Here is a 19,258-nt window from a genome sequence, read left to right on the forward strand (position 1 = left end):
GTCCGCTCCACCGCCGCGATGAGTGCCGGGTCGTCCATGGCACGCAATGTCCGCAGGTCGACGTCGGCGAGGTCGGGCAGGGGCGCAGTCCGTCCGGCGTGCTCGCCAGGCCCGGACCCCCAGTTCCGCTGCTCCGCCACCTCGGCTCCTCCCTGCCTACGCCTGCCCCGCACAGCCGCAACGGCTGCCCAGTTCTTCCCGAGAGCCCGGAAACAGAAACCCGACCAGATCAACTCAGGTCAACATCGACCAAGTCGGGCCAACTCTGCGCCCACGCGTACCAAGGCGGCGCCATCCGCCTCCACGCCTCCTCCGGCAGCCCGCTCCCGGCGGGCGGCGAAGCCGGTTCGGCGTCGAGTTCCGCCACCCGGCGCCGCGTCAGCTCGACGTCCTGCCAGTCCACCTCCCGCAGCGCACCGCCGAGCCGCTGCCACTGGTCCTGGGCTGCTCGGTAGCTCGCGCGGGCCGCGCTGGGCCGCCCCAGGAGAACGAACACCGCGCCGCACCCGTGCCGCGCCCGTGCCGCCGTCACCGACCCCGGCTCGTCACCGTACGCCTCCCGGGCCTCGCGCTCGGCGCTCTCGTAGGCCTGGAGCGCCTCGCCGAGCACCGGCGCGCCCGCCCGGTGCCACCCCTCCAGCCGTACCCGTCCCAGCTGCAGCCACGCCTCGGCCCGCACCCCGGCGTCCGCCGCCGCGCGCACCGCCTGGCCCAGCAGGTGCCGGCTCTCGAACAGGTCCGGCAGAAAGCCCACGTGCCGGAAGCGCTGCGCCAGCGCGCTGCCGACGAGCCCCTGCAGCCTGCCCCGCTGCGCGGACCGTGCGGGCAGGGCCTTCAGGGCTTCGCGCAGGACGTTCTCGGCCCGGTCGACCATCCGCGCGCCGTCCCGCCGTGAGGCGCGCCTGAGCAGGGACTCGCCCCAGGCGATGAGGAGGTCGCAGCGCCGGAGGCTGTCGGCCGGGGCGAGCATGGCGGCCGTCTCGTACGCCTCGTCGGCCTCCCGGGGCTCGCCCGTCGCGTCGTGGAAGGCCGCCCGGGCGGCGAGGCAGGGCAGTCTCAGGTCCGGATCGTCGCCCGCGGCCCGCTCCGCCCGCAGGAGCGCCTCGCGGGTCTCCGCCCCGTCCGCTCCGGCACCGCGCAGCGCCCGCGCCAGGTCCAGGAATGCCGGGCTGCGTATGGCGTCGGAGGTGTTGGAGGCGTCCAACAGCGCGCAGGCTTCCCGCAGTTCGGGAACCGACTCGCCCGGGCGGCCCAGGTCGAGCAGGAGCCGGCCGCGGCGCAGCAGCCGCGAGCGGTGGGCGGTGGCCCAGAGCTCCCCCGTCCGGTCCGCGTCACGGTGGGCCCTGTCCTGGCCGCCGTCGTCCTGGCCTCGGGCGCCGCCGTCCTGCCCGCTGCCGTGTCCGCCGTGCCGGGGGACCTCGCCCCCGGTGCCGCCGCCGTGCCGCTCGCCAGGCCGGGCATCGCCCTCGATACCGCCCTGCCGTTCCCCGTAGGCCCCTGGCCCGTACGCCTCCCGGCCAGTGACGGCCGGCCAGGGCGGCGTGCCGGGGGCCAGGACGTCGAGCGCGGCCGTCAGCTGGTCCCGGTCACCGGTCAGCCGCCACACCTCGTGCCGGGCGGCGGCCAGTTCGAGCGCCGCCGCCGCCTGCTCGACGGTGTCGTCCGGTGCCGCGCGGTGGGCCGCGGCGAGTGCCTCGACGGCGGCCAGCAGCAGGTGCGCACGGCGGCCGCCGGCGCGGGCCGACGCAGTACCCGCCTCGGCGCGCAGCACCCGGCCGAGCACGAGGTGGGCCCGTACGCCGTCGTCCTCGGCCGGTGCTCGGCCGCGCACGGCGGCCTCGGCCTGTTGCCGCGCCCGGTGCAGCACCTCCGGATCGGCCAGGCTCTGCCACTGGCCGAGCAGCCGCTCCGCCTCCGCGAGGGGCTCGGGCGTCACGAGGTCGGGCAGGTAGAAGCGCAGGACCCGGGCGGGGATGCGGGCGAAGAGTTCGGTCTCGACACCGCCGGCGCCCTGCGGGCCGGTGTCGTCGGTGACCGGTCCGGGACCGGAGGCGGGGTCGTGGTCGGCGAGGCGGGCGGCGGCGAGCGCGGCGAAGTTGCGGGTGCTCTTGCCGAACCGGCGTTCGACATAGGCGGAGCAGTGCTTGAGGACCAGCCCGGCGGTGTCCTGGTCGAGGGAGCTGAGCAGCAGGTCCTGCACCCGGCCGGGGTAGGCGAAGCAGGGCTGCTCGTCCGTGCCGGGCAGTTGCCGCAGGAGGCCGCCGAGCAGCACCTCGGCCAGCTCCATGGGGCCGGTGTCCGGGAGCATGGCGCGCTGCACGAGCTGCATGACGGGCAGGGTCAGCGGGGCTGCCGCGAGGTACACGGCAAGGCGGAGCGCGCCGGGCGAGGCGGTCGCGCGGAAGGCTCGCAGCAGGTCGTCGTCGAGGCGCGGGGCCGCGGCGGCAGGCGCGGGGTTGAGGGGTGCGGCGCCGGGCACCGTCCAGGCGGCCCAGGCCCGCTCGCTGGTCGGGCCCGTCCCGGACAGCAGGCGTGCCCAGGTCTCGATTGCCTCCGGGGTCGGCTGGAGCACGGGCACGGGGCGGGCGCCGGTCGCCCGTCCGTCCCAGGGCTCCTCGTCGGGCAGGAAGCCGACGCGGCCGCCCAGTTCGGCCGGCCGCACGAGCAGTCCGGGCTCGGCGGGCAGCGCCGTACGGCCCCACAGGCGGGGCGGCAGGGGCTGGACCACGGCCAGGGGCGAGGCGCGTGGCCAGTCGTGCAACAGCCGCTGGGCGGCGCCGCTCTGCCACAGAGGCCCCACGCAGTCGCTGATCACGAAGGTGAGGCAGCGCCCCGACGGGTCGTGCAGTTCGTGGGGCGGGCGCCGCCGGGTGCGCCGGCCGGGCCCGGCGGTCGTGCCGACGACGGGGGCGCCCGACGCGTCGGCGTACAGGTGGTGGACCCGGACACTGGCGAACGCGCCCGACTGCTGGCAGGCCTGCCGCAGTTCCTCGACCATCTGGCCCCATACGGCCATGGCCGGGCCGGTGTCCATCAGCAGCTGGATGTCGCAGCGGTGGCGGCGGCCGGCGCCCGGAACGGGCAGGACGATCCCGCTCGCGGCGGCCCGCTCGGCGGTCGCCTCCTCGTCGATCCGGTCGTCCGGTGGCGCCGTGGCGGTGACCCGGTAGCGGCCCAGCATGCGCAGGGCCTTCTCCAGGCCAAGCAGGCCGGGCAGTGCGGTGGCGGCGGGGGCCCGCACCGGAAAGGCGGCGTTGCCGCCGTCGCTGTGCGGGTGACCGGTGCCGCCCGGAATGTGCAGGGGTACGGCGCCGGCGGGAGGGCCCGCGACCGGCTGCGGCGCGCTGTCCGTGCCCCGCTCGACCGGGGGCTTCGGCCGGGCGTCGGACGGCTGCCCGGGCGGCGCTGCCGGGGCGGGCCCGGGCCGGCCAGGGGCCTGGTGCGGCCGTGCCGGGCCAATCCGCAGGGCGAGCCAGACCGCGTCCGCCAACTCCTCGGCGGTGAGGTCGAGGCCGGCCCGGCCCAGCCTGCGGACCAGTTCGTCCAGCTGCCTGCCTCGCATCCGGTCCTCACCTCGGCCGGTCGAGCGGCTGCATGAGCATGTCCGCGATCCGCTCCCGGGTGAGGCGTTCCGCGTGGGGGGCGTGCTGGGTGAGGAAGAGCGCGTTGAGGAGCTGGTCGGCGGCGACGACCTCGCCCGGTTCCCGGTCGAGGAACCGGGCGATCAGATCGCGGCCCGCTTCGACCCCCTCAGCGCCGAGGTGCGCCTCGGCCATGGCGGTGAGCTGGTCCTCGCCGGGCGGTTCCAGTTCCAGCTGAATACAGCGCCTGAGGAGGGGAGCGGGGAAGTCGCGTTCGCCGTTGGACGTCAGGACGATCACAGGGAAGCTGGTGCAGGCGACGCGTCCGCCGTGCACGGCGACCCGCCCTCCGTCGTGGGTGAGCACCTCGACGACGGGCTCGCGGTCGGCGACGCGCTCCAGCTCCGGGATGCCGAACTCGCCTTCCTCCAGGGTGTTCAGCAGGTCGTTGGGCAGATCCAGGTCGCTCTTGTCGAGTTCGTCGATCAGCAGGACGCGGGGTGTCCGTGCGGGCAGCAGCGCGGTGCCGAGCGGCCCCAGCCGGACGTACGCCCCGATGCCGGCCGCGGCGCCCGGCTCGGCACCCTGGGCCCGCTCCAGCTGGACGTCCTGGAGGCGGCCGATGGCGTCGTAGCGGTACAGGCCGTCCTGCAGCGTGGTCCGGCTGACGATCGGCCAGCGCAGCACCCGGCCGAGACCCAGCTCGTGGGCGACCGCGTAAGCGAGGGTGGACTTCCCGGTGCCCGGGTTGCCGGTGACGAGGAGCGGGCGGCGCAGGTAGAGAGCGGCGTTGACGGCGTCGACCTCGGCGGGCCGGGGCGCGTAGTTCTCCACGAGGCGGCGCCGGACACCGAGCCGGCGGGCGCTGCTGGGATCCTCCGGCCCGATCTCCGGGCGATCCTGTGCCGCCGCGAAGTCCCGCCAGGGCGGCGGCGCGGGTAACCGCCGGACACCGTCGTGCGGCTGACCCACTCCGCGGTAGATCCGCCAGTCGTTCACCTTGGGCTCCTCCCGGCTCTGGTGATCATGCAGCGGGCCCGGGCCGTTCGACGTACGACGTTACCTCCCGGCAGCCGGGCCTGCCGAGTTTCAAGGGCGCCCGGCATCGCTTCCGGCCGACGAACGCCCGTCCTGGGAAGAAGGGTTGACAAGGCATCAGGTGTCCGGTCCGGCCGGGAGGGGTGGCTGAATGGTCTCGGTCCCACGGGGCGGCCGGTCCGGCGGATCGCACATGACGGCGATCCGGCCCGTGAGGCCCTCGGCCCGGGCGGTCTCGGAGTCCCAGAGGCGCAGGCGCAGTTGGCGCACATGGTGATGCAGCTCCTCGGCGCGGTTCGCGAGCCCCAGCAAAGCAGTGGCCTGGCGGTGGAACGCGGAGCACTCCTCGTGATCGTGGCAGTCCCGGCGCCACAGCACCAAGGGGTGCCCGGCGGTGAGGGCGGCGGCCATCCCCTCCAGTCCCGCACCGCTGCCGACGGGGCCGCAGAAGACGGGTACGCATCCGTCGTCCGCCGCCGACAGCCGGCCCAGGACGGCGTACTTGCCCTCTCTGAGCGCGCCGGGCGGGTGGCCGTGCGCGGTCGCCTCGCCGCGCAGAGGTATGCCGGGCAGCGGACCGCGGGCGACGCCCTTCCAGCGCCGGCGCCATTCGGGGCTGGGCGGCCGGGAGTTGCGCCGCCGGTCGCGGATGAGGACGGGGCGGCGCAGCCCGAGCGGAAGGGCCTGTTCGTCGAGTTCGTCGTCCTCGGTGCCGTCGGAGGTGAGCTGCCATTCGTCGAGCGGCTCGTCGAACAGCGCGCGCGGCAGGAAGGCCTCGACCGTGGCCAGGTGTACGCCGTGGTCGCCCAGGCGCAGGGCCTCGGCCAGCGGCTCCTTCAGGCACTGGCGCAGTTCGTGGCGGCGCACGCCGAGGTCGTTGCTGTAGACCGGGGTCACGTCCCGGCCGTCGTAGAGGAGCCGGACGCTCAGCGGGTAGCGCTCGCCGTAGACGGGCTCGCCTATGTCGACGAGGACGTCGGCGCCGGCCCGGGGCGACACCTCTCGCGCCTGGACCGGCGGTGCGGGCCGTGGCGGAGACGTCGCGGTCAGGCCGTCCAGGAGGGCGTCGATGTCCTCGCGGATCGCCGGGTGGGCGTAGAGGGTGGCCTGCTCGCCGATCCACCGGGCGAGGGTGCGCAGCCGCTCCCGGTCCACGTCTGCGGGGTGGTCCCGGGCGGTCTGCCGGGCCACCTTCGCCGCGTACAGCAGGACCGCGTCGAGGTCGAGTTCGGGTCTGCCGCCCCGCTCGCCGAGGCCGCGCAGTCCGTGCAGGAGTCCCGCGCCCTCACGCCAGGTGCGCGGGTCGTGCACGATCGGCGAGCGGTAGTCCTCCTGGACCACCCGGGACTTGACCTGGTGGACCAGGTCGATGACCTCGCCGGGTCCGTCCGGCGGCGGAAGGTGGGCGAAGTGGCCGTAGAGGTGGACGCGCAGTGCGGGGGCGAGCCCGGTCGCTCCGGGGGCGCGCATCCGCGCCTGGGTGCGGGTCCAGGCCGGTTCCGTGCCGGGCGCGGTGAAGCGCGCGAGGTGGTGCAGGTCGTGCTCGCGCATGACGGTGTGCAGGATGCCGCCGCCGCGCAGGTCGTACAGCTCGTGCAGCGCGGTGATCGGGGCGGCGGCGCCCTCGTGCCGGCCGACCCCCTTGTTCATGGCGATGACGGCGCCGTACCGCAGGTCGACCACGGGGCCGCCCGAGACGCCCTCGACCGGCAGGCTGCCGGTGAGCAGCAGCGCCCTGGCGTCCAGGGCCCGGGCCTCGCCGACGCCGTGCCGCATGCCGAGGGTGCCGGTTGTCCGGGACCAGCCGTGCAGGCTGATGGGGGCGGGGATGGACGGCGCCCGGTCGCTGAGCCAGACGCACCGCGCGTCCTCGGCGCCGTGCACCCGGACCAGCGCGATGTCCGGGAAGTTCCAGCGGCCGCCGGCCTCGTCAGCCGTGTCGGGCCGGGGCTTGGCGAGCACGACGTCGCCGGTGGTGGTGCCGCCCTGCCAGGTGACGCCCACGGCTCCCTCCGTCCGCCACACCGCCGCACCCCCCTTTCCCACTACATGGGCGCAGGTCAGCAACCAGCCCGGGGCGATGAAGAAACCCGATCCCCAGTACTCGTCACGGTCCGGTGCATACCCGTGACCCGGTGCCACGATGCGCGCCAGCGAGGGGCGCACCATTTCTTCCAGGGCGCTCATACGGCGCCGGAAGCCGACGGTCCGGCAGGGGCGGTACGGCCCGCTTCCGGATCCGGCTCCGGCCCGTCGCCCTCCCGGGCGGGCTCGGTCCAGGTCAGGGACACCGACAGAGAAGCCTGTCCGCCGGCCCCCGCGATGGCGCTCACGATCCGGCCCGCCTGCGCCGACAGTTCGATGCCGAAGCTGACGGCGACCTCGACCTGCGCCGTGGTGTCCAGACCGGCGCGCAGGGAGCGCACGACACCACCGACCGTGTCGGCGAGACCGCCCGCCATACCGATGACGCGATCCCCCACCCCGGTGTCCCGGTAGCCGTCCCCTTCCAGCGCGGCCTCGTCTGCCCCGCCGATTCTGGCCCATACGACGGTTCCGTCGTCGAGCCGTATCCGTTCGATCCCTCCGCTCACAGTGCCCCCGCTCGATCGCCCTCGGCTCCCCGCCTGACAGGGAACACCCCCTGTCGCAATGGGAGAAGAAGGCTAACTCCGGATGAAGCCCAGTGCGAGGGGCACCAATCCGGCCACGCCCGCCGTGCGACCTATTCGTCGTCCTCGTCGTCCAGTCGCGCCAGCCAGGTGGCCAGCCGCTCCACCGGCACCTCGAAGTCCGGGTTGAGGTCCACGAACGTCCGCAGTTGCTCGGCCAGCCACTCGAAGGTGATCTCCTCCTCGCCGCGCCGCTTCTCCAGTTCCTCGATGCCGCGGTCGGTGAAGTACATGGGGCTGCTCTCCTGCGTGCGTCCGTGTTCCGCTTCTGGACACAGCCTATGCAACGGGCCGCCGCGCACGGCCCGCGCACCGAGCGCGGGCACATGCGTCGGATGCGGGAGCGCGGGCACGGCTGCGCGGGCCTGTGCACCGCCCGGTCCCGGGCGGGTGTGCGCCACCCCGGAACGCGGGCTTCGGCCGCGGAAGGCACCGAGTCGGGCCGCCGCTGGAATGTGGCCGGGCAGTCTGGTCGTGCAGGGCGTCCGGGGCGCCTTGGGCACTGTCCGGAGCCCGGGCGGGACGTCTCAGTCGCGGAGGCGGGGCGTCTCAGTCGCGGAGGCGGGACGTCTCAGTCGCGGGGGCGGGCCAGGTCGTAGGCCAGTCCCAGCGCGCCGTGCGCCAGCAGCAGGACGCCCGCCGCGGTCCAGCCGGCGCTGCGGCGGCGCAGGGCCCAGGCCGTGAGCGGGAGGCCGGCCGCCAGCTGGGCGAGGGCGAGGGTGCGGGCCCGGGGGTCGCCCGTGTGGGGCAGCCAGGGGCCGACGCGGTGTGCGGTACGGCGGATGCGGCTTCCGGTACGGCCGTGCTCCGCGGTGTCGGGTTCGGCGCGGACCGTACGGGGCCGACCCGTCGCCTCGACGGGCTGGGCGTCGGACTGGACGCGGGCCACCTCGCGGAGGCGGTCGGCCGGTTCGCCGGGGGTGAGGCCGGGCGCCAGGGTGACTCCCGCGCGCGTGAGGACGCCGAGCAGGGCGCGCAGGCGGGCGCAGGCGTCGGCCGCGGGGTCGGGCCTGGTGAGCCGGTCGAGGACCGGCACGTCCAGGACCGGGTCGAGGCCGAGGCGGGCGGCGAAGGTGCGCATGGCCTCGTCCTCGCCCGCCGGGGTGCCGTTGGCGAGCCAGACGTAGCCGACGGGGCGGCGGAAGCCGGCGGCGAGGGTGTAGCCGGCGCGGTCGGCGTCCCACCACAGGGCGAGGACGGGCCAGGGGGCACCGACGGCGAGTGCGGTGGCCCAGCCGGTGAGGACGCGCTCGACCGGATCGTCGCCGTGCTGCCAGGGCTTGCCCTCGGGCACGAGGACGCTCCACCGCTCACCGGCGCCGGTGAGCAGCATGCGCTCGCGCAGCAGCTGGGCGACAGGGGCGACGGAGCCGGGTTCCGCAAGGCACAGCAGCAGGGCACCCGGGGCGGGGGCGGTCCGGCGACCGGCCCGGGGCTTATCCGTCGACATGTTCACACGCTAGGCGGGTCCGTCATCTCCGGGCGCCCGTTGATCACCAGAACGAGTGTCTTGACTTCCGGAGGGCGCGATATATCGTGTTTCTTGGAAGACGCGATATGGCGTGTCGAGGAGGTCTGCAGCATGTCCGAGTGGTCCGTCGCGGAGCCGAAGAAGCTTACTTTCGACGAGCCCGTGCGCGAGCTCCACGTGCGCATCGTCAACGGAGCGGTGAACGTCGTGGGCACGGACGAGGGTTCCGCCCGACTGGAGGTCTCCGAGATCGAAGGGCCGCCACTGCTGGTCACCCAGCAGGGCGGCACGCTGACGGTGGCGTACGAGGACCTACCCTGGAAGGGCTTCCTGAAATGGCTCGACCGCAAGGGCTGGCGGCGCAGCGCCGTCGTCTCCCTGGCCGTCCCGGCGGGCACCCGCGTGGAGGTGGGCGTGGTCAGCGCCCTGGCCATGGTCTCGGGCATCGACGGGAGCGCCGAGGTCAAGGGCGTCTCCGGGGACACGACACTCGTGGCGCTGGGCGGGCCGGTGCGCGCGGACACGGTGTCGGGAAACCTGGAGGCGCAGGCCCTCAGCGGCAACCTGCGCTTCAATTCGGTCTCCGGGGACCTGACCGTGGTGGACGGTGCCGGGCCCTCGGTGCGGGCGGACTCCGTGAGCGGTTCGATGATCGTCGACCTGGATCCGCCGGGGCGTGCCACCGACGTCAACCTGACCAGCGTCTCGGGCGAGATCGCCATCCGGCTGCCCCATCCGGGGGACACGGAGGTGGAGGCCAACACCGCGAGCGGCTCGGTCTCCAGCGCCTTCGAGGACCTCAGGGTGACCGGCCAGTGGGGCGCCAAGCGGATCACCGGCCGGCTCGGCGCGGGCAGCGGCCGGCTGAAGGCGACCACCGTCTCCGGCTCCATCGCCCTGCTGCGCCGCCCCCCGGCCGAGGACGAGCCATGGGAGGCGGAGCCGCGGGAAACGGGACCGGTGACCGACCCGCAGAACACCTCGGGGGACAATTCCGTTTCCGGCCGGGGCGGTGACGCCACCAGCGACCCGGCCGACGGCACGACCGACAAGAAGGTGCTCTGACATGCCTCCCGTCTTCGCCCACGGCCGCCTGCGCCTGTACCTCCTCAAACTGCTCGACGAGGCCCCGCGCCACGGGTACGAGGTGATCCGGCTCCTGGAGGAGCGCTTCCAGGGGCTGTACGCGCCGTCGGCAGGCACCGTCTATCCGCGCCTGGCCAAGCTGGCGGCCGAGGGGCTGGTCACGCACACCACCGAGGGCGGCCGCAAGGTGTACGCGATCACGGACGCGGGCCGCGCCGAACTGGCCGACCGCAGCGGTGAGCTGGCCGACCTGGAGCTGGAGATCCGGGAGTCGGTCGCGGAGCTGGCCGCCGAGATCCGGGCCGATGTGCGCGGTGCCGCGGGCGACCTGCGCCGCGAGATGCAGGCGGCGGCCAGCGAGGCCCGCCGGGGCGCCGGGACCAGGGGAGGCGTCGAACAGGACGGCACCTTCGGGGACTTCACGGGCCACGCCGACACCGAGGCCTGGCGCGCCGCCAAGGAGGAGATGCGGCGCGTGAAGCAGGAGTGGAAGGAGCAGGCCCGGCGCGCCAAGGACGAGAGCCGCCGCGCCCGCGAGGAGGCCCAGCGGGCCCGGCGCCAGGCCAAGGAGGCGCAGGAGCGGGCCCGGGCGCAGGCGCAGGAGGAGGTGCAGCGCATCGCGCGCCGCGTCCAGGAGCAGGTCCAGGACCACTTCTCGCGGGGCGACTGGCCGACCGGGGTGCGCGAGGGCCTGACCGAACTGGCCAAGGAGTTCGGCGACTTCGGGAGGGACTACGGCAGGGAGTTCGGCAAGGACTTCGGCTTCGGCCGGACCACCGCCGGCCGCCCGGCACCGGAGTACTCCGAGACCCCGGAGGACTTCCCGGCCGAGTACGCACCGTCCTGGGCCCACGAGGACACCGCGGACTCCACCGGCGACCCGGCCCGCGACCTGGACCGCCTCCTCGACCGCTTCCGCGACGACATCCGCGACGCGGCCAGGGACCACGGCATCACCCCCGGCCAACTCCGCGACGCCCGCCGCCACCTGTCGACGGCGGCGGCCCATATCGGGGCGATACTGCGCCAGAGGAACTGAGTACGGCGGTCGGGTAGGGCAGTCGGGTACGGCGCGCGGGCCCTTGGGCGGAGGCGCTAGGGCAGTCGGGTACGGCGGTGCGCGGGCCCTTGAGCGGAGGCGCACCGCCGGGACGGGGCGGACGCGGGGTGACCGGGGTCGGAGTGCCCGGGCGGGTGTGCTCGCCGGGGCGGCATCGCCGGGCACGGGTGGCCGGTGACAGGCGGCCGGTGCCAGATCGCCGGAGCCGGACGGCCCAGGCGGTCAGAGCCGGACGGCCCAGGTGGGCGCGCCCACCGAGACCTTGCCGCCACCCAGGCCGGGCCCCGCCGGTACCGGGCCGCCGGAGTGGAAGCACCGTCGGCCGCAGCATCCCCGCCGTGCAGACATCGCCCGCTGGCCCAGCCAGACGCGCGACCGAAGCCGGACCGATCACCCCCCGGGGGGCAGGGCCCACCCTTCGAACCGAGCCCCGGACAGGAGCACGACCACCGCTCGGCACTCCCGCGCCGGCGCCGGAGCCGCTGTCGTCGACGTGCTCAGCCGGCCTTCGCCTGGCCCTCGCCGTAGAGGAGACGGGTCAGGGATTCGTGCGTCACCCCGTGGTCGGCGAGGACCTCGGCCGGGACGCCGGGGCGGGCGGTCAGGGACAGCAGGATGTGCTCGTCGCCGACGTGCCGGTCGCGATGGGCGAGGGCGATACGCAGGGACTGCTCCAGGACGTCCTTGGCGCCCCGGGCGAAGGAGGGACGGCCGGCGGCACGGCGCCCCGACCACCAGCCCCGGTCCCTCCGGTCACCGGACATCGCGCCGGTGCCGTGCACCTCCTCCACGCGGGCGACGATCTCGGAGACGTCGATCCCCAGCCCGGCCAGCGCATCGGCCTCGGCCCGGGACAGCCCGGCCCGCCGCCGGGCCTCGCCCAGCGCCCGCCGTACCGACTCCCGCCGCACGGCGAGCCCCAGCGCGCTCAGTGCGAACGAGCCGCGGCTGGCCTCGCGGTCGAGCAACGCGAGCAGCAGATGCTCGGCGTCGACGCTCTGCGCACCGCCTTTTCGGCCTGTTCGACCGCGCCCTTGACCACGGCACGGGCATCTTTGGTGAACCGCTCGAACATCAGCGCCTCCCGTACTTCTTGTGCACGGCCTGCCTGCTCACTCCGAGTTCCGCGGCGATCTCCTGCCACGACCAGCCCTGATTGCGCGCGCTGCGCACCTGTACGGCCTCCAGCGGCTCCAGCAGCCTGCGCAGCGCCGCGACGGCCCGCAGCCCGATCCGCGGATCACGGTCGCCCGCACGCTCGGCGAGCTCGGTTGCTTCACTCATGCCGTCAACGTACATTGACAAACCCGGTACGTCAACCACAGTTGACAGACGAACGGCCGGCCCGGAGACCCGGACCGGCCGCCAGACAGGACCCTCCTCGTCAGGGAGTGGTCAGCACGATCTTCCCGAACTGCTCGCCGGACTCCATCCGCTCGAAGGCCTCACGGGCCCGGTCGAGAGGCAGCACCTCGTCGATGACCGGACGCACACCGGTCGCGGAACAGAAGGACAGCAGATCCTCCAGCTCGTCCTTGGTGCCCATCGTGGAACCGACGATCCTGAGCTCCAGGAAGAAGACCCGGGTGAGCTCGGCGTTCGAGGGCCGGTCACCGCTCGTGGCACCGGAGATGACGAGCGTGCCGCCGGGCCGCAGGGACTTCACCGAGTGGGACCACGTGGCGGCCCCGACGGTCTCGATGACCGCGTCCACCCGCTGCGGCAGCCGCGCACCCGGCTCCACCGCCTCCACGGCCCCCAGCTGTACGGCACGCTTGCGCCTGGCCTCGTCCCGGCTGGTCGCGAAGACGCGCAGCCCCGCAGCCTTCCCGAGCACGATGGCGGCCGTGGCGACACCGCCGCCGGCGCCCTGGACAAGCACGGAGTCGCCGGGCCGGACGCCCGCGTTGGTGAACAGCATCCGGTACGCCGTCAGCCAGGCGGTCGGCAGACAGGCGGCCTCCTCGAACGACAGCTCCTTCGGCTTGGGCAGGACGTTCCAGGTCGGTACGGCGACCTGCTCGGCGAAGGTGCCCTGGTAGCGCTCGGTGAGGATGGAACGGGGTTCCTTCGGGCCGACCCCGTGGCCGCTCTGGCCGATGACGGAGTGCAGGACGACCTCGTTGCCGTCCTCGTCGAAGCCGGCGGCATCGCAGCCGAGGATCATCGGGAGCTTGTCCTCTGCGAGGCCGACACCGCGCAGGGACCACAGGTCGTGGTGGTTGAGGGAGGCGGCCCTGACGTTGACCGTGCTCCAGCCGGGCCGGGCCTCGGGGGCGGGGCGCTCCCCCAACTCCAGGCCGGAGAGCGGCTGGTCGCGGTCGATTCGGGCGGCGTAGACAGCGAACATGGCCTCGACGATAGGTTCCCCACGACCAGTAAGGAACCGACGCCCCCTGTGACACATGCCCTCTTGTCACCGGGCGGTACGGCCGGCTGGCCGGCCGTCCGCCCGGTGACCGTCGGGCGCTCACAGTGCAAGGACCCCTCAAGGCACTGAGGGAGGCACGCATCCCTATGTCAGATCCACCCGAACAGCCCACCCCCAGGCAAAGAAGTGACCCCGCCACCACCGGCGGGGCCACCTCAACGCGTCCGTTCACCTCACCGGCGAGCGACGCCCTCCGCTCGGGCGGCCGCGGCCACCGCCGCGGTCACCGCCGGAGCGACCCGCTCGTCGAAGGGCGACGGAATGACGTAGTCTGCGGCGAGGTCGTCACCGACGACCCCCGCCAGCGCCTCCGCCGCCGCCAGCTTCATCGCCTCGGTGATCTGAGACGCCCGCACCTGCAAGGCCCCGGCGAAGATCCCCGGAAACGCCAGCACGTTGTTGATCTGGTTCGGGAAGTCCGACCGCCCGGTCGCGACGACCGCCGCGTACTTGTGGGCGACATCCGGGTGCACCTCGGGGTTCGGGTTGGCCATGGCGAAGACGAAGGCCCCCTCCGCCATCGACGCCACCGCGGCCTCCGGCACCGTACCGCCGGACACCCCGATGAAGACGTCGGCACCCGCGAGCGCCGCCTCCAGCGACCCGGTCACCCCGGCCTTGTTCGTGAACCCGGCCAGCTCCCGCTTCACCGGCGTCAGATCGTACCGGTCGGCCGACACGACACCCTTGCGGTCGGCCACCGCGACATCCCCGATCCCGGCCTCGACCAGCATCTTCGCGATGGCGACACCCGCCGCCCCCGCCCCGGAGATCACGGCCCGCAGCTCCCCGAACTCCCGCCCGCTCAGCCGCGCGGCGTTCCGCAGCGCCGCCAGGGTCACGACCGCCGTACCGTGCTGGTCGTCATGGAAGACCGGAATGTCCAGCCGCTCCTGAAGCCGCCGCTCGATCTCGAAGCACCGCGGTGCCGAGATGTCCTCCAGGTTCACCCCCCCGAAGGAGGGCGCCAGTCGCACCACCGTCTCGACGATCTCGTCCACGTCCGTGCAGTCCAGCGCGATCGGCACGGCGTCGACGCCGCCGAACTGCTTGAACAGGATCGCCTTGCCCTCCATCACCGGAAGGGAGGCCTGCGGCCCGATGTCCCCGAGCCCCAGCACGGCCGTACCGTCCGTCACGACGGCAACCACCGACGACTTCCACGTGTAGTCGTGCACCAGCTCCGGCTGCTCGGCGATCGCGCTGCACACCTTCGCGACGCCGGGCGTGTACGCCAGGGACAGATCGTCCTTGTCACGGACCGGCACGGTGGCCTGCACGGTCATCTTGCCGCCGCGGTGCAGCGCGAACGCCGGATCGAAGGAATCGAGGGGCTCCGCACCGCCCTCCTGTCCGGTATGGTCCGCCGTGCTCTCGCTGCGAGGATTGACAATCTCCGCTGCCACTTCGTTTTACCCCTTAAGTCTTCATGGTTTGAGGGTGTCCACTCCTGGTGAGGGGTGGGCGGGCACCGCGTACGGCCCGGGTCGGTGACGCGTACGGGATGACGTACGGGCACCTTTGGGCACGTACACGACGGGCGCGCCGCACACGCGCCCTGAGCCCCGGATGAGGGGTGTAAAGAACCTTCTTACCGGACGGACCGCTCCGCCGACGAGTCCATAACGCGCTGGGCCCATGACTCAGCGCAAGATCACACCCGGGATCCGAAGGCCACCCGAAGGTCACATGTCGGTGAAGCGGCTCGTAGCTGAATATCCGGACGGGTCATTGACAAACCCACGACCAGCACTCAAAAGACGCCGCGCACCGCCGAAGCATCGTCCGCATCCTGAGATTCACCGAAGATTTTCCGGCCGGAACGACAGATTCCCGAAAGAGTTCGGTGGGGATGTACCGACCTGGTGCGGTTCGAGGATCACCCGTTACCCGATTTTGACATGGCTGGCGCCCTGAATGGCGCCGTCCGAATGGCAAGATGCCGTAATCACACGAGGTCGCGACACTCGAAGACGCGTGCTCCCATCGACCCACACGCCCACGGCGCTGCCGGAGCCATCGGCAGCGGCCTGCCCATCGGCAACTCCACCCATCCGCCGGAGGAACCACCATGACCGCAAGCACCAACCGTCGTCCGACCGCCGCGCACTCCCGGCTAGCAGCGGTCGGTGCGATCGCGGTCGCAGGCGCTCTGCTTCTCACCGGGTGCGGTGACCAGACAGACAAGGGCAGCGGCAGCGGCACCGCGGATGCGACCGCGACCGCCCCGCTCGCCGACAAGCTCCCCGAGGACATCCGCAAGGCGGGCGTCATCAAGGTGGGCTCCGACATCGCGTACCCGCCGGTCGAGTACATGCAGAGCGGCAAGGCCGTGGGCATCGACCCGGACCTCGCGGAAGCCCTCGGCAAGCAGCTGGGGGTGAAGTTCCAGTTCCAGAACGGTAAGTTCGACCAGCTCATCGTCGGTCTGCAGTCCAAGCGGTTCAACGTGATCATGTCCGCGATGAGCGACACGAAGGACCGCCAGAACGGCATCGACTCCGACACCGGCAAGAAGGTCGGCGACGGCATCGACTTCGTCGACTACTTCACCGCCGGCACCTCGATCCTCGTCCAGAAGGGCAACCCCAAGGGGATCAAGTCGCTGGACGACCTGTGCGGCCAGGTCGTGGCCCTGCAGCGCGGCACCACGTCCGAAGGGATCGCCAAGGAGCAGAGCAAGAAGTGCACGCAGGACGGCAAGAAAGCCATCACACTGCAGCGCTTCGACACCGACCCGGAGGCTCTGCTCCGGCTCAAGCAGGGCGCGTCCGTCGCCGACCTGAACGACTTTCCGGTCGCGGCCTACAACGCCAAGACCTCGGGCGGCGGGAACGACTTCGAGGTGGTCGGTGAGCAGATCGAGGCCGGTCCGTACGGCATAGGCGTCAGCAAGGCGAACACCGAGCTGCGCGACGCGCTCCAGGCGGCCATGAACGCGATCATCAAGAACGGCGAGTACGAGAAGATCCTCAAGAAGTGGAACGTCACGGACGGCGCGGTGACCGAGGCGAAGATCAACGGCGGCTCCTGAACCTCGGCAACACTGAAGGGCAGTCTCTGTGACTGACACGGTCGAGAAGTCTCCGGCGTCAGTGCCGCCGGAGCAGATCAAGGCGATCCCGGTGCGCCACTACGGCCGCTGGGTGGCAGGTGCGGTGGTCATCGCCGTGCTGGTGCTGATCGGGATCGCCTTCTCCAACGCGAAGATCAACTACAGCATCATCCCCGACTACCTCATGGACGGGACCATCCTGTCCGGCGCCTGGCACACGCTGTACATCTCCGTGCTCGCCATGGTGCTCGGCCTCGTACTGGGTGTGGTCATCGCCGTGATGCGGATGTCGTCGAACCCGGTGACCAGCACGGTCGCCTGGTTCTACGTCTGGTTCTTCCGCGGCACTCCGGTCCTGGTCCAGCTGCTCATCTGGTACAACATCTCGCTCGTGTTCCCCATCCTCAACCTGGGGTTCTACAAGGACGAGATGAACCAGGTGATGACGCCGTTCCTGGCGGCTCTTCTGGGGCTCGGCCTGAACGAAGCCGCCTACATGTCGGAGATCGTCCGGGCCGGCATCCAGTCGGTCGACGAAGGCCAGACGGAGGCCTCGCACGCACTGGGCATGACCCGGGGCAAGACCCTGCGGCGCGTGGTCCTCCCGCAGGCGATGCGGGTGATCGTGCCGCCGACCGGCAACGAGTACATCAACATGCTCAAGACGTCGTCCCTGGCGTACGCGGTGCAGTTCAACGAACTGATCAAGCGGTCCACGGACATCTCCAGCACCTCGCTCGCGGTCGTGGAGATGTACTTCGTCGCGTCGATCTGGTACCTGATCCTCACCAGCGTGTTCAGCATCGGCCAGTACTACCTGGAGCGCCGCTATGCCCGGGGCTCGACGCGCAACCTGCCGCCGACCCCGTTGCAGCGCCTGAAGAAGAACCTCCGCCTGTTCGGTACGTTCCGCCGCCCGGAGGTGGCCCGATGAGCAGTCCCGGCAAGGGCATCGCGAAAGGCACCGGCGGCCCGATGGTCAAGGCCGAGGGCGTGCACAAGTCCTTCGGGCTCGCGCACATCCTCAAGGGCATCGACCTGGAAGTGAGATCGCGCGAGGTGTTCTGCCTGATCGGCCCGTCCGGGTCGGGCAAGTCGACCTTCCTGCGGTGCATCAACCACCTGGAGAAGATCAGCGCCGGGCGGCTCTCCGTCGACGGCGAGCTGGTCGGCTACCGGCAGAAGGGCGACAAGCTCTACGAGTTGAAGGAGAAGGAGGTCGCGGCGCAGCGACGGGACATCGGCATGGTGTTCCAGCGCTTCAACCTCTTCCCGCACATGACGGCGCTGGAGAACGTCATGGAGGCCCCCGTCCAGGTCAAGCGCGAGTCCAAGGCCGTCGCCCGGGAACGGGCGCAGCGGCTGCTGGACCGGGTGGGGCTGGGCGACAAGGTCAGCCACTACCCGGCCCGGCTCTCCGGCGGTCAGCAGCAGCGTGTCGCCATCGCCCGTGCGCTGGCGATGGAGCCCAAGCTGATGCTCTTCGACGAGCCGACCTCGGCGCTCGACCCGGAGCTCGTCGGCGAGGTCCTCGACGTCATGCGGGACCTCGCGGAGGACGGCATGACGATGATCGTCGTCACCCACGAGATGGGCTTCGCCCGCGAGGTCGGCGACTCGCTGGTGTTCATGGACGACGGCGTGGTCGTCGAGTCCGGCCATCCGCGCGAGGTCCTGACGAACCCCCAGCACGATCGGACGAAGTCCTTCCTCTCCAAGGTCCTCTGAAGGGAACGTCCGGCGTAGGGAAACGCCGATGCGGCAGGGAGTTCCCCCGCCGCATCGGCGTTCTCGTACACCGCGCTCAGTGCGAGTACGTCGTCCAGCCCTGGCCCGGCACCTTCACCTGGTGCCCGCGCTTCTCGATCTTGTCGTCCGGGTGGCACTTGGCCGTGCTGCAGCCGGTCCCGGAGAGCGTCGCCCCGTACTTCACTCCGGACACGAATGAGGCGGCGCGAGTTGCGAGCGCCGCCCCGGTCGATCCCGCAGAGAACTATTTCAACGCCAGCAACAAGGTGTCCGACGGCGAGCACCACACCGGCCGTGCCTCCCCGAATCCCTTCTCCCGCAGCACGCGCGCGTGCCACGCCGCGGACGGCTGGTCGCCGTCGGCGTGCTCGCCGTAGATCTCGAAACGGCGGGCGGTCGGCTCCGCCAGCACCGGGTCCTGGGCGGCGAGCTGCCACCACTCGGCCCAGTCCAGCACACCGCCCCGCTTGGCCCGATCCATACGCGCGTGCCGCAGGGCGCGCTCGGCTTCGTTGATCCGCGGCGTCGCGTCGTCGATCATGTGGTCCGCGTTCATGAAGACACCGCCGTCGCGGACCAGCCCCGCGATCTGGCCGTAGAGAACCGCGAGGGGTTCACTGTGCAGCCAGTGCAGAGCGGTGGCCGTCAGGACGGCGTCGTACGACTCGTGCGGCAGCTTCGCCGGCCAGTCGGGATCCTTGAGGTCGGCGGTGACGAAGGTGACCCGATCGTCGCCCACGAAGGTGCCCTCGGCGATGGCCAGGAGCGCCGGGTCGAGGTCGACGCCGGTGCTGGTGGCCTCCGGGAACCGGGCGAACAGCCGGGCCGTGACACTGCCCGTGCCGCACGCCAGGTCGAGCACGCGCGGTGCCCGGCCCACCAGGGCCTCGACCATGTCCAGCATGATCCGGAAGCGTTCCTCGCGGTCCGGCATGTACCACTCCTGCTGGCGGTCCCAGCTCGTCTGCCAGGCGTGCCAGTCGGTCGTGGCCGTCGTGGTGGTGTCCGCGTCCGTCATCGAGCTCTCTCCCTAACGCACGTCACGTAATACCCTGGAAGCACGATCAGTCATTACCTGACCGCAGGCACGACCCTAAAGCCCCTTCGTAAGGACT

The 19,258-nt window shown here is 72.3% G+C and carries 16 protein-coding genes and 1 pseudogene; 5 read left to right on the forward strand and 12 right to left on the reverse strand.

Annotation, left to right across the window (positions count from 1 at the left end):
• Positions 1-229: 229 nt before the first annotated feature.
• From H8R17_RS10315 to H8R17_RS10340, 6 genes are all read right to left on the reverse strand, one after another.
• A complete protein-coding gene (locus H8R17_RS10315; protein WP_187822845.1) occupies positions 230-3,562 on the reverse strand; it encodes a tetratricopeptide repeat protein in 3,333 nt (1,110 codons plus the stop codon).
• Between the two features lie 7 nt (positions 3,563-3,569).
• Positions 3,570-4,580 carry a MoxR family ATPase gene (locus tag H8R17_RS10320; protein ID WP_187822846.1) on the reverse strand — a complete coding sequence of 337 codons (1,011 nt, stop codon included), beginning with the start codon at positions 4,578-4,580 and terminating at the stop codon, positions 3,570-3,572.
• A 156-nt stretch (positions 4,581-4,736) separates the two neighbouring features.
• Positions 4,737-6,806: a trypsin-like peptidase domain-containing protein gene (locus H8R17_RS10325; RefSeq protein ID WP_187822847.1), complete on the reverse strand. Its 2,070-nt coding sequence runs from the start codon at positions 6,804-6,806 to the stop codon at positions 4,737-4,739.
• Positions 6,803-7,213, reverse strand: a complete 411-nt coding sequence (locus H8R17_RS10330; RefSeq protein WP_316959367.1) for a CU044_2847 family protein — start codon at positions 7,211-7,213, stop codon at positions 6,803-6,805. The genes H8R17_RS10325 and H8R17_RS10330 overlap by 4 nt, the downstream gene beginning before the upstream one ends.
• 131 nt (positions 7,214-7,344) lie before the next feature.
• Entirely contained in the window at positions 7,345-7,524 is a 180-nt protein-coding gene (locus H8R17_RS10335) for a DUF6104 family protein (RefSeq protein WP_028420339.1), read from the reverse strand.
• 338 nt (positions 7,525-7,862) lie between these two features.
• Positions 7,863-8,741, reverse strand: coding sequence for a hypothetical protein (locus tag H8R17_RS10340; protein ID WP_187822848.1), 879 nt, complete (start codon positions 8,739-8,741; stop codon positions 7,863-7,865).
• Between the two features lie 132 nt (positions 8,742-8,873).
• On the opposite strand from H8R17_RS10340, the gene H8R17_RS10345 reads away from it, so the two are divergent.
• Both H8R17_RS10345 and H8R17_RS10350 read left to right on the forward strand, forming a co-directional pair.
• Positions 8,874-9,827 (forward strand): DUF4097 family beta strand repeat-containing protein, encoded by a 954-nt coding sequence (locus H8R17_RS10345; RefSeq protein WP_187822849.1) that lies wholly within the window; start codon positions 8,874-8,876, stop codon positions 9,825-9,827.
• Between the two features lies 1 nt (position 9,828).
• Entirely contained in the window at positions 9,829-10,887 is a 1,059-nt protein-coding gene (locus H8R17_RS10350) for a PadR family transcriptional regulator (RefSeq protein WP_187822850.1), read from the forward strand.
• Between the two features lie 518 nt (positions 10,888-11,405).
• On the opposite strand, the pseudogene H8R17_RS10355 reads toward H8R17_RS10350, so the two are convergent.
• The 4 genes and pseudogenes from H8R17_RS10355 to H8R17_RS10370 all read right to left on the reverse strand — a co-directional run bounded on the left by H8R17_RS10355 (position 11,406) and on the right by H8R17_RS10370 (position 14,745).
• Positions 11,406-11,983 (reverse strand): annotated as a pseudogene (locus tag H8R17_RS10355) (Clp protease N-terminal domain-containing protein).
• Positions 11,983-12,192, reverse strand: a complete 210-nt coding sequence (locus H8R17_RS10360) for a helix-turn-helix domain-containing protein (protein WP_187822851.1) — start codon at positions 12,190-12,192, stop codon at positions 11,983-11,985. The pseudogene H8R17_RS10355 and the gene H8R17_RS10360 overlap by 1 nt, the downstream one beginning before the upstream one ends.
• Before the next feature lie 100 nt (positions 12,193-12,292).
• Complete coding sequence (locus H8R17_RS10365; RefSeq protein WP_187822852.1) at positions 12,293-13,258, reverse strand: zinc-binding dehydrogenase; 966 nt, start codon at positions 13,256-13,258, stop codon at positions 12,293-12,295.
• Positions 13,259-13,512: 254 nt separating this feature from the next.
• Positions 13,513-14,745: an NADP-dependent malic enzyme gene (locus tag H8R17_RS10370; protein WP_187822853.1), complete on the reverse strand. Its 1,233-nt coding sequence runs from the start codon at positions 14,743-14,745 to the stop codon at positions 13,513-13,515.
• Positions 14,746-15,410: 665 nt separating this feature from the next.
• Here H8R17_RS10370 and H8R17_RS10375 point away from each other — a divergent pair.
• The 3 genes from H8R17_RS10375 to H8R17_RS10385 are packed head-to-tail and all read left to right on the forward strand — an operon-like array spanning position 15,411 to position 18,122.
• Positions 15,411-16,373, forward strand: coding sequence for an ABC transporter substrate-binding protein (locus H8R17_RS10375; protein ID WP_187822854.1), 963 nt, complete (start codon positions 15,411-15,413; stop codon positions 16,371-16,373).
• A gap of 28 nt (positions 16,374-16,401) precedes the next feature.
• Positions 16,402-17,328, forward strand: a complete 927-nt coding sequence (locus H8R17_RS10380) for an amino acid ABC transporter permease (protein WP_187822855.1) — start codon at positions 16,402-16,404, stop codon at positions 17,326-17,328.
• Positions 17,325-18,122: an amino acid ABC transporter ATP-binding protein gene (locus H8R17_RS10385; protein ID WP_316959368.1), complete on the forward strand. Its 798-nt coding sequence runs from the start codon at positions 17,325-17,327 to the stop codon at positions 18,120-18,122. The genes H8R17_RS10380 and H8R17_RS10385 overlap by 4 nt, the downstream gene beginning before the upstream one ends.
• A 76-nt stretch (positions 18,123-18,198) precedes the next feature.
• Here the strand turns inward: H8R17_RS10385 and H8R17_RS10390 are convergent, their stop codons facing one another.
• Positions 18,199-18,336 (reverse strand): hypothetical protein, encoded by a 138-nt coding sequence (locus tag H8R17_RS10390; RefSeq protein ID WP_187822886.1) that lies wholly within the window; start codon positions 18,334-18,336, stop codon positions 18,199-18,201.
• 51 nt (positions 18,337-18,387) lie between these two features.
• Complete coding sequence (locus tag H8R17_RS10395; protein WP_187822856.1) at positions 18,388-19,161, reverse strand: trans-aconitate 2-methyltransferase; 774 nt, start codon at positions 19,159-19,161, stop codon at positions 18,388-18,390.
• Positions 19,162-19,258 lie beyond the last annotated feature (97 nt).

It is taken from the genome of Streptomyces sp. TRM68367, from assembly GCF_014495685.1.
In the GTDB taxonomy this organism is placed as follows: Bacteria; Actinomycetota; Actinomycetes; order Streptomycetales; family Streptomycetaceae; genus Streptomyces.